Annotated in this window: 8 protein-coding genes and 1 rRNA gene; 6 read left to right on the top strand and 3 right to left on the bottom strand. The window is 66.0% G+C overall.

From position 1 onward, the window contains the following. Together ACEN88_RS15870 and ACEN88_RS15865 are read right to left on the bottom strand one after the other, a co-directional pair. The coding region (locus tag ACEN88_RS15870) for a hypothetical protein (RefSeq protein WP_413341056.1) at positions 1-642 on the bottom strand (642 nt) is incomplete at its 3' end. 34 nt (positions 643-676) lie between these two features. Continuing rightward, positions 677-1,123 carry a VOC family protein gene (locus tag ACEN88_RS15865; protein ID WP_413341054.1) on the bottom strand — a complete coding sequence of 149 codons (447 nt, stop codon included), beginning with the start codon at positions 1,121-1,123 and terminating at the stop codon, positions 677-679. A gap of 200 nt (positions 1,124-1,323) precedes the next feature. Here ACEN88_RS15865 and ACEN88_RS15860 point away from each other — a divergent pair, with 200 nt between their 5' ends. Further along, complete coding sequence (locus ACEN88_RS15860; protein ID WP_413341053.1) at positions 1,324-4,239, top strand: glycosyl hydrolase 115 family protein; 2,916 nt, start codon at positions 1,324-1,326, stop codon at positions 4,237-4,239. Here ACEN88_RS15860 and ACEN88_RS15855 read toward each other — a convergent pair. After that, entirely contained in the window at positions 4,202-5,209 is a 1,008-nt protein-coding gene (locus ACEN88_RS15855) for a YeiH family protein (protein ID WP_413341051.1), read from the bottom strand. The genes ACEN88_RS15860 and ACEN88_RS15855 overlap by 38 nt on opposite strands. A 93-nt stretch (positions 5,210-5,302) precedes the next feature. Here ACEN88_RS15855 and ACEN88_RS15850 point away from each other — a divergent pair, with 93 nt between their 5' ends. The 5 genes from ACEN88_RS15850 to ACEN88_RS15830 form a co-directional block, all read left to right on the top strand. Further along, a complete protein-coding gene (locus tag ACEN88_RS15850; RefSeq protein WP_413341049.1) occupies positions 5,303-6,184 on the top strand; it encodes a LysR family transcriptional regulator in 882 nt (293 codons plus the stop codon). A gap of 105 nt (positions 6,185-6,289) precedes the next feature. Beyond that, a complete protein-coding gene (locus tag ACEN88_RS15845) occupies positions 6,290-7,720 on the top strand; it encodes an aldehyde dehydrogenase family protein (RefSeq protein ID WP_413341048.1) in 1,431 nt (476 codons plus the stop codon). After that, complete coding sequence (locus ACEN88_RS15840; protein WP_413341046.1) at positions 7,704-8,621, top strand: AraC family transcriptional regulator N-terminal domain-containing protein; 918 nt, start codon at positions 7,704-7,706, stop codon at positions 8,619-8,621. Before ACEN88_RS15845 ends, ACEN88_RS15840 begins: the two co-directional genes overlap by 17 nt. 8 nt (positions 8,622-8,629) lie before the next feature. After that, a complete protein-coding gene (locus ACEN88_RS15835) occupies positions 8,630-9,475 on the top strand; it encodes an alpha/beta fold hydrolase (RefSeq protein ID WP_413341044.1) in 846 nt (281 codons plus the stop codon). Between the two features lie 378 nt (positions 9,476-9,853). Next, positions 9,854-10,851: ribosomal RNA gene (locus ACEN88_RS15830) — 16S ribosomal RNA — on the top strand; the annotation flags it as partial.

Genomic DNA, 10,851 nt, shown 5'->3' with positions numbered 1-10,851 from the left:
AACGGGCTGTACGGCTACGCGGCGCGCCAGCGGCTGGTCGTCGGCCTGTGCAACCTGGTCGAGCTGTTCCAGCCAGGCGTCGAGCGGCACGTTGCGCCAGCCGTCGCATCGATCTCCCCCTGTGCCCATGTCTCGCGCAGGACGTGCGGCCAGTCTGCAACGAGCGCGCGCGCATGGTCGCGGCGCGCATCGGAGCCGGCCAGAATCAGCCAGGCGTGCAGCGCGACGCGGCGCACGGCATCGCTGGCGCCGCGTTCCGCCAACTGCTGCATCGCCTCGGCCGCGCCGGCGTCGCCGCAGCGGCCGATGGTCTAGGCGATGGAGCAGGATGCGGTCGGCCTCGGTCGATACACGGATGGGCGGCGGCGCGGCGGGGATGGCTGCCGGTGCGAGATCCGCCGGATCGACGAAGCCCTGCGCCATGCATTCGGTGACGGTGAGGTGGAACAGCGTGTCGGCGTCGGCGAGGGCGACGGGTTGCGGGGTGCGCGTCGTTTCGCGCCATTCCTCGCCCATGCGGCCCTGGCGCAGATTGACCAGGTAGCGGCCGGATGCGCCCGGGGCCAGGCACAACTCGATTTCACAATGGACGATGCAGTCTTTTTGTCGCCGGACCAGGCTCGCCGTTCTGATCAGTTTCACGCATCGCCCTCGGGGTCATGTGGAATCTTGCACTCTATGCATCGTCGCTCTGCTGGTAAACGCGCAGACGTGCGGCGATGGGATGGTCCGGCCGCAGCTGCAGCAGGTCCCACAGGTTGCCGTACAGGTCCGCGAACACGGCCACGGTGCCGTAGTCCTCTTCCTTCGGATCGCGCACGAAGTGCACGCCATGCCCGCGCAGACGTTCGTAATCGCGCCAGAAGTCGTCGGTGTTCAGGAACAGGAAGACGCGGCCACCGGCCTGGTTGCCGACGAACGGCACCTGTTCCGGCTTCGATGCCTTGGCCAGCAGCAGGGTGGTGCCGGCGCCGCCGGGGGGCGCCACCACGACCCAGCGCTTGTCCTGCGCCGGCTGGTACGTGTCGTCCAGCAGCTCGAAACCGAGTTTGCCGACGTAGAAATCGATGGCTTCGTCGTAGTCGCGCACGACCAGGGCGATGTGGACGATGGCTTGGCGCATAGGAACCCCTTTGTTGTTTATTGGCTAAATAGAAGTGTAGCAGCCGTTTGACCGGCACCCCGGCTGTCGGTAGACTCAAATGATTGCGCTACCAAAAATAATGATAAAGCAATGTTTTATAACATCCGGGGACCGTCGGTCATTCAACGGAGGAGACGTTCATGCAGCGAAGTACAAGTAGGGATTTATGGCTACGCCTTGTGACGGCAGTGGCGGGATTGCTGATCGCAGGCCAGGTCCACGCCATCGGCACGGCGCGGTTCGTCGACACGGAGGGCAAGGCCGGCGTTGCGCTGGTCCAGGCCGGACGTGCCGCGCCCATCGTCGTCGGCACGGACGAGTATCCCGGCGTGCTGCGCGCGGCACGCGACCTGCAGCGCGACATCGGCAGCGTGACGGGCAAGACGCCGCAATGGCAGGTCGACCGTCCGGCGGCGTCGGGCGACGTGATCATCGTGGGCACGCTCGGGCGCCATGGCCTGATCGACCGCCTCGCGCAACAGGGCAAGATCGACACGCGTGCGCTGGCCGGCCAGTGGGAAGGCTTCGTCATCCAGGCGGTCGCGGACCCGATGCCCGGTGTGCAGCGCGCCCTGGTCATCGCCGGCAGCGACAAGCGCGGCACGATCTACGGGATCTATACGCTGTCGGAACAGATCGGCGTCTCGCCCTGGTACTGGTGGGCCGACGTGCCGGTCGTGCATCACCGCTCGCTCAGCGTGCCGCTCGACACGCGCATCATGGAAAAACCGACCGTCCAGTACCGCGGCCTGTTCCTCAACGACGAGGCGCCAGTGCTGACCAATTGGGCGAAGGAGCGCTTCGGCGGCTTCAATCACAAGTTCTACGAAAAGCTGTTCGAACTGATGCTCCGCATGCGCGCCAATTACCTGTGGCCGGCCATGTGGTACTCGTCGTTCTATGACGACGACAAGGAAAACGGCAAGCTCGCCGACACGATGGGCATCGTGATGGGCACGTCCCACCACGAACCGATGATGAGGGCGCAGCAGGAGTGGAAGCGCTACGGCAAGGGGCCGTGGGATTACCACCGCAACGGCGAGGTGCTGCGCGACTTCTGGGCGCAGGGCCTGCGCAATACGCGCGATTACGAAAAGGTGATCACGATGGCGATGCGCGGCGACGGCGACGAGCCGATGTCGGAAGACGCCAACGTCGACCTGCTGCAGCAGATCGTCCGCGACCAGCGCGCGATCATCAGGAAGGAGCTCGGCCAGGAACCGGAGAAGGTGCCGCAGTTGTGGGCCCTCTACAAGGAAGTGCAGGACTATTACGAGAAGGGCATGCGCGTCCCGGACGACATGCTGCTGCTCTGGTGCGACGACAACTGGGGCAATATCCGCCGCCTGCCTACCGCCGAGGAACGCAAGCGCAGCGGCGGTGCCGGCGTTTACTACCATTTCGATTATGTCGGCGGTCCCCGCTCGTACAAATGGTTGAACGTGACCCAGATCGCCAAGGTGTGGGAGCAGATGAACCTCGCAAACGAGTACGGCGCGAACCGGCTGTGGGTCGTCAACGTGGGCGACCTGAAGCCGATGGAGGTGCCGACCGAATTCTTCATGGCGTATGCGTGGAACCCGCAAGCGTGGCCGGCGGAGCGGCTGCCCGAGTACCTGCGTGCCTGGGCCACCCGTGAATTCGGCGCGGCGCATGCGGAAGACATCGCGTCCATCGTCGACAAGTACACGCGCTACAACGCGCGGCGCCGTCCGGAACAGCTGGAGCCCGAGACCTACAGCCTCACCAACTACGATGAGGCGGAGCGCGTCGTCGCGGACTACAACGCGCTCGCCGACGAAGCGGTGCGCGTCGGCCGCACGCTGCCCGCGAACATGCGCGACGCCTACTTCCAGCTCGTGGAATATCCCGTGCGCGCGTCCGCGAATGCGCTCGACATGTACGTGTCGACCGGCCTCAATCGCCTGTACGCACGCCAGGGCCGCGTGACGACGAACGACATGGCGGCGCGCGTGCGCCAGCTGTTCCAGCGCGACGCTGATCTCGCGAATAAATACCAGCGCGAGATCAGCGGCGGCAAATGGAATCACATGATGTCGCAGACGCGTTTCGGCTACACCAACTGGGACCAGCCCTACCGCGACGTGATGCCGGCCGTGTCGGAGCTGCGCGTTCCCGCGCCCGGCCAGCTGGCGGCGCCGAACGGCATTCACCCGTCCGACCAGATGGGCGTCGCGGTGCAGGGCGACGCCATCGCCTGGCCCGTCTTCCCGATCCGCCAGCTCGTGTTGCCGCCGCTGGACGTCTTCGAAAAGCAGCCGCGTCATCTGGAGCTGTTCAACCGGAGCGCCCAGCCGTTCGACTATGCCATCACGACGAGCCATCCGTGGATCCGCCTGAGTCACAAGGCCGGCCGCGTGAGCAAGGACCAGCGCATCGTCGTCGACGTGGACTGGAGCGCGGTCCCCGCCGGCACCACGGTGGCATCGCTGACGATCAGCGGTCCGGCCAAGGCGCAGGTCGAGGTCAAGGTGCCCGTGCACAAACCGGCCGGCCTGGCGCCCGACACGGCGCGGGGTCACGTGGAAACGCAGGGCGTCGTCGCGATCGAGGCGGAGCATTACACCCGCGCGCTGGCGCCATCCGGCCGGCAGTGGCTGAGGATTCCCGGCTATGGCCGCACGCTGTCCGGCATGACCACTTTGCCGGTCGCGGCGGACGCGCTGAAGGTCGCGGATGGCATGCGGCTCGAGTACGAGGTGCACCTGTTCACCGCCGGTGAGCTGAAACTGCAGGCCGTCCTCGGACCGACGCTCAAGTTCCAGCCGGGCGAGGGCTTCCGCTACGCCGTCTCGATCGACGACGAGGCGCCGCAGGTGGTCAACGTCCATGCGGACGGTTCCGAACGCCACTGGAGCAAGATCGTCTCGGACGGCGTCGCGCAGTTCGTCACCACGCATCGTGTCGCACGCCCCGGCCGCCACACGGTGAAGTTCTGGGCGCTCGATCCGGGTCTCGTGCTGCAACGCCTTGTCATCGATGCGGGCGGGCTGCGGCCCAGTTATCTCGGGCCGCTCGAAAGCCCGTACTATCCGGTCACCGGATCCCCAGCAGCGCAATCAGCCCCCAACTGATCGCGCCCAGCCCGACCAGCGACACGACGACGGTCGCCGTCACCTTGCCGCCCGCGCGCAGTACGGCGCGGGCGTCGACGCCGAGGCCGAGGGCCGCCATCGACATGCTGGTCAGCCAGCCCGAGGCCACGTGCGCCGGTTCGAGTACGACGGCCGGCAGGGCATCGACGGACCGTAGCGCCATCAGCGCGAGAAAGCCGACGATGAACCACGGGACGAGTTGCGCCAGCGGCAGCGAGGCGCGGCGCGCGCCGTCGCGCCGGAACAGCGACAGCCCGAGCACGACGGGTCCCAGCATCAGCACCCGCACCAGTTTTACCAGCGTCCCGATGTGCACGCTCGCCTGCGACACGGGCGCCGCCGCGGCCAGCACCTGCGGCACGGCATACACGGTCATGCCGGCGAAGATGCCGTACTGGAGGGGCGTCAGTCCGAGGACCCGGTCGAGCAGCGGCAGCACGAGCACGACGACGACGCCCAGCACGGCCGTGAACGCGATCGACGACGCGACGTCCTTGCCCTGCGCATCGATGACCGGCGCGACGGCGGCGATGGCCGAGTTCCCGCAGATCGAATTCCCGCACGCGACCAGCACGGCCATCTCGTGCGGCAGCCGCAGCAGCCGGCCGACGGTGTAGCTGAATGCGATCGCGAGGACGACCGACAGCGCGATCCCGCCCAGCAGCGGCAGCCCGTGCGCGGCGATCGCGCCGGCGCTGATGGATGCACCGAGCAGCATCACGGCCAGTTCGAGGACGACCTTGGCGGAAAAGCGCACGCCGGCTTCGCACGCGGCGGGGACGGTCGCGACGGTGCGGACCAGGCTCCCCAGCAGGATCGCCAGGACGAGGCTTTCGAGCCATGCGCGGCCGAAGAGGGCGGTCTCGCCGCGCTCCAGCAGGACGGCGGCGCCCGTGACGGCGGCACTCAGCGCGATGCCCGGAATGAGCGTGAAGATCTTATCGTTCATGGTGTTCTCCTGGTTCGAGCCCGCAGTATCGGCTCGACAAGATCGTTCGGTCCATCTTAAAATTCCGCACAGATCATTCACTTCAATCGAACGATGACCCTCGACCAGCTCCGCATCTTCGTCGCCGTCGCCGAACGCCAGCATCTGACGCAGGCGGCGAATGTCCTCGCGCTGACACCGTCCGCCGTCAGCGCATCGCTGCGCGCGCTGGAAGAGCGTTACGGCACGCCGTTGTTCGACCGGGTCGGGCGGCGCATCGAAGTCAATGCCGCCGGCCGCATCTTCCTCGACGAGGCGCGCGCCACGCTGGCCCGCGCGGCCGGCGCCGAACGCGTGCTCGTCGAACTGGCCGGACTGGCGCGCGGTGTACTCGCGCTGCAGGCCAGCCAGACGATCGCCAGCTACTGGCTGCCGCCGCTGCTCGTGCGCTTTCGCGAGACGCATCCGCAGATCGACGTGCGGCTGGACGTCGGCAATACGCAGTCCGTGGCGGACGCGGTGCGCGAGGGCGAGGCCGATCTCGGACTCGTGGAGGGCGGCATCGACGATGCGGCGCTGGTCGCGGAGCGCATCGGCCAGGATCACATGGCCATCGTCGTCGCGCCCGGCCATCCGTGGGCACGCAAGCGCAGGCTCGCCGCCGCCGACCTGCAGGCTGCCCGCTGGATCATGCGCGAGCCGGGATCGGGCACGCGGTCCGCGCTCGAAGAGATGCTGGCGGCGCAGGGCGTCGACCTGGCCGCGCTGCAGGTCGCGCTGACCCTGCCGTCCAACGAGGCCGTGCGCGCGGCCGTGATGAGCGCGGGCTTCGTGGCCGTCTTGTCGGAACTGGTCGCGGCGCCGTACATCGCGGCGGGTTTGCTCGCCAAGGTGCGCGTGGACCTGCCGCCGCGCGACTTCTTCCTGCTGCGCCACCGCGAACGCTATCGCAGCCGCGCGGCGCAGGCGTTCGAGGCGCTGGTGCGCACTGCCTGATCCGCGCCAGATCGGCAGGATCGGGCAATCCTTCGTCAGTATCCTGCTACCGCCGGGCGGGCCCGGACTCCTATGATGAATCCATCGTTCACGAGGAGCCCTGCCATGAAAACCATCGATACCATTTATATCAACGGCGCGTTCGTTGCCCCGCACGGGCGCGAGCCGCTCGTCCTGCTCGATCCCGTCACCGAGCGCGAAACGACGACCGTGATCCTGGCCGACGAGGTCGACGCGCAGCGCGCGATCGCGGCGGCGAAGGCGGCGTTGCCGGCCGTGGCGCGCACGACGCGGGAAGAACGCATGGACTGGCTGCAGCGCCTGCACGACGCCGTCGGCGCCGCCGAACAGGACATCGTCGACGTCATGGTCGCCGAATACGGCGGCACGACGGCGATGGCGACGGGGACCGCGCGCCGCGCCGCCGCATCGTTCGCGATCGCGCGCCGGCTGCTGGGTGAATATGCCTTCGAGCGCGAGGTCGGCGGCGCGCGCGTGACGATGGTGCCGCATGGCGTCGTCGGGCTGATCACGCCGTGGAATGCGAACATCGGCTTCATCGCGACCAAGCTGTCGATGGCGATCGCCGCCGGCAGCACGGCCGTCGTCAAGCCCAGCGAACTGAGTGCCGCGCAGACGGAGCTCATCACCCGCGTGATGCACGGCGCGGGACTGCCGCCGGGGGTCTTCAATATCGTCACGGGCCGCGGCGACGTCGTCGGCGCGGAGATCACGCGCCACCCCGACATCGCCAAGATCTCGTTCACGGGGTCCACGAGCGTCGGCAAGGCGATCGCGCGCGGCGCCGTCGACACCATGAAACGGGTGACGCTGGAACTGGGCGGCAAATCGCCGACCGTCCTGCTCGACGATGCCGACTTCGCGAAGGCGATGCCGCTGGCGGCGCTGGCCGCCGTGATGAACAGCGGCCAGGCGTGCATCGCGGGCACGCGGCTGCTGGTGCCTGCGAGCCGCGTCGCCGAGGCGCATGCGTTGGCGGTGCGCGCGTTCGAGGACCTGGTCGTCGGCCCGACGAGCGACCCGCGCGTGAACGTGGGGCCGATGGTCACGCGCAAGCAGTACGAGCGCGTGCAGGACTATATCCGCAAGGGGATCGAGGAGGGCGCGACCCTGCTGGCGGGCGGGCCGGGGCGTCCGGACCGGCTGGAACGGGGCTATTTCGTGCGGCCGACCGTGTTCGGCGACGTCCGCAACGACATGGCCATCGCCCGCGACGAGATCTTCGGGCCCGTCCTGTCCATCATCCCGTACCGCGACGACGACGAGGCGATCGCCATCGCCAACGACACGCCATATGGTTTGCACGCGTACGTGTTCGGCGCGGACCTGGCGCACGCGAACCGCGTGGCGGCCGGCATTCAGGCAGGGCGCGTGTTCGTGAATGGATTGTATGATGCACCGGAAGCCCCGTTCGGCGGCTTCAAGCAGTCCGGCCTGGGACGCGAGTTCGGTGTCTTCGGCCTGGAGACCTATCTCGAACCGAAAGCCATCATGGGTCATGACAAGGCACTCTGAAACCCGGCTCCTGGACCTCGTCGGGCAGGCGATGCGCGGCGCGGGCGTGGGCAACCTCGACCTGGCGACGGGGCTGCCCTGGCTCTGGCTCATACGCCGGCCGGCGCCGACGCCCGCCGGGCGCGGCATCCTGACGCCGTCCGTCTGCCTGCTCGTGCAGGGCGAGAAGGAGATGCTGGTCGGCTCGCAGGTGCTGCGCTACGGCCCCGGGTGTTATGTGCAGGCGGGTCTGGCGATGCCCGTGTCCGGCCAGGTCATACGCGCAACCGATGCGGCGCCGTACTACGGCATCCGCGTCGACATCGATCCGAAGGAGGTGGCGGCGTTCGTGCTGGAGATGCAACTGCAGCTGCCGCTGGCGGACGCCGACCCGCCCGCGATCACGGTCGAACGTGCGGACGATGCGATGCTGGACGTGTTCGTGCGGCTTCTCCGTCTGCTCGACCGGCCGCGCGACCTGCCCGTGCTGGGCCGCCTGCTCAAGCAGGAGCTGATTTATCACCTCGTAACGGCGCCGGGCGGGGCGACGCTGAGTCGGGGCGTCGTCGGCAGCCAGCGCGAGCGCGCGGTGGGCGAGGCCATACAATGGATCCGCACGCATTACAACGAGCCGCTCAGCATCGACGCGCTGGCGCGCACGGTGCACATGAGTCCTTCGGTACTGCACCGCCGCTTCAAGGCCGCCACGGTGATGAGCCCTTTGCAGTACCAGAAGCAGGTGCGGCTGCTCGAGGCGCGCAAGATGCTGATGAGCGGCGACGTCGAGGCGGCCAGTGTCGCCTACGAGGTGGGCTATGAAAGCCCGTCGCAGTTCAGCCGCGAGTACCGCCGCCTGTTCGGCGCGCCGCCGTTGAAGGATGCGGAGCAGTTGCGGCGGCAGCCCGTCGGCGCACAACCGTAGGAGCCGAGATGACGGAAACAGACCTGGCACTGGATGACGGGCGCACGCTGCACTTTTACGAGCAGGGGAGTGGCCGCCTGGCGGTTTTCTGGCTGCACGGGACGCCGAACATCGGTCTGCCGCCCGAGCCGCTGTTTGCCGACGCTGCCCGTCTGGGGCTGCGCTGGATCGGCTACGACCGCCCTGGCTATGGCGGCTCGACGCCGCGACCGGGGCGCGATGTCGCGTCGGCTGCCCTCGACGTCGCGCGGATCGCCGACCGGCTCGGCATCGGCCAATTCGCTGTTGTCGGCCACTCGGGCGGCGGTCCGCACGCGCTTGCCTGTGCCGCGCTGTTGCCGGACCGCGTTCTGGCTGCCGTCAGCATCGCCGGGCTGGCGCCCTTCGACGCCGCGGGACTCGACTGGTTCGCCGGGATGCGGCCATCCGGCATCGCGGGCCTGCGCGCCGCGCGGGCGGGCAGGGCGGAGAAGGCCGCGTACGAAGCTGCGTCCCCGGAATTCGATCGGGAATCGTTCATCGAGGCCGACTGGAATGCGTTGGCGGGACCGTGGTCGTGGTTCGATCGTGTCGTCGGGCCGGCGCTGGCGGCCGGGTCCGATGGCCTGATCGATGACGACGTCGCGTATGTCTCGCCGTGGGGTTTTGATTGCGCGTGTATTACGCGGCCGGTGCTCCTGCTGCACGGCGGGCAGGACCGGATGGTGCCGACGTCGCATGCCGAATGGCTGGCGCGTCACTGTCCTTCGGCCGTGTCGTGGCTGCAGCTCGAAGATGGTCATATCTCTATATTGAGTGCGGCACCGCGTGCGCTGGCGTGGCTGAAACAGCATGCCGCGGCGCCAGCTATTTGATACGGCTGAGCTTGCAAGGTTGCTGGGCGGTTGCTATACTGCGCGTCCGCTTCACGGCACGGTCGAAATCCAGAGGAAATCGACGCCACGAAGCGGGAAAAAGAAGTTGACGAACATCGCGAAACACTGCATAATCTCGCTTCTCTGCTGCTGACGAACAAAACGATTCGCAAGCGCAGCAAGGCAGTACCGAATACAGCTCTTTAACAATCAACAGTCGATAAGTGTGGGCGTTTGATGAAGTGCCAGTATCGCTTCGGTGATACTGAATGCTTAAATTATCAAATGTTCACGCAAAAGAAATACGTTGCTCAGCAATGAGTGACGGTCAGTATTTTGAGTGAGCGACATGCTACGAAAGTAGCAAAAACAGAGATTAAACTGAAGAGTTTGATCCTGGCTCAGATTGAACGCTGGCGGCATGCTTTACACATGCAAGTCGAACGGCAGCGCGGGGCAACCTGGCGGCGAGTGGCGAACGGGTGAGTAATATATCGGAACGTACCCAAGAGTGGGGGATAACGTAGCGAAAGTTACGCTAATACCGCATACGATCCAAGGATGAAAGTGGGGGATCTTCGGACCTCATGCTCCTGGAGCGGCCGATATCTGATTAGCTAGTTGGTGAGGTAAAGGCTCACCAAGGCGACGATCAGTAGCTGGTCTGAGAGGACGACCAGCCACACTGGGACTGAGACACGGCCCAGACTCCTACGGGAGGCAGCAGTGGGGAATTTTGGACAATGGGCGCAAGCCTGATCCAGCAATGCCGCGTGAGTGAAGAAGGCCTTCGGGTTGTAAAGCTCTTTTGTCAGGGAAGAAACGGTTCAGGCTAATATCCTGGGCTAATGACGGTACCTGAAGAATAAGCACCGGCTAACTACGTGCCAGCAGCCGCGGTAATACGTAGGGTGCAAGCGTTAATCGGAATTACTGGGCGTAAAGCGTGCGCAGGCGGTTTTGTAAGTCTGTCGTGAAAGCCCCGGGCTTAACCTGGGAATTGCGATGGAGACTGCAAGGCTTGAATCTGGCAGAGGGGGGTAGAATTCCACGTGTAGCAGTGAAATGCGTAGAGATGTGGAGGAACACCGATGGCGAAGGCAGCCCCCTGGGTCAAGATTGACGCTCATGCACGAAAGCGTGGGGAGCAAACAGGATTAGATACCCTGGTAGTCCACGCCCTAAACGATGTCTACTAGTTGTCGGGTCTTAATTGACTTGGTAACGCAGCTAACGCGTGAAGTAGACCGCCTGGGGAGTACGGTCGCAAGATTAAAACTCAAAGGAATTGACGGGGACCCGCACAAGCGGTGGATGATGTGGATTAATTCGATGCAACGCGAAAAACCTTACCTACCCTTGACATGTCAGGAACC

Origin of the sequence: Massilia sp. CT11-108 (genome assembly GCF_047302915.1) — a bacterium.
In the GTDB taxonomy this organism is placed as follows: domain Bacteria; phylum Pseudomonadota; class Gammaproteobacteria; order Burkholderiales; family Burkholderiaceae_D; genus Telluria; species Telluria orientalis.
Note: the sequence above shows the minus strand (reverse complement) of the source record. Positions and strands in the feature narration are given on the sequence as shown.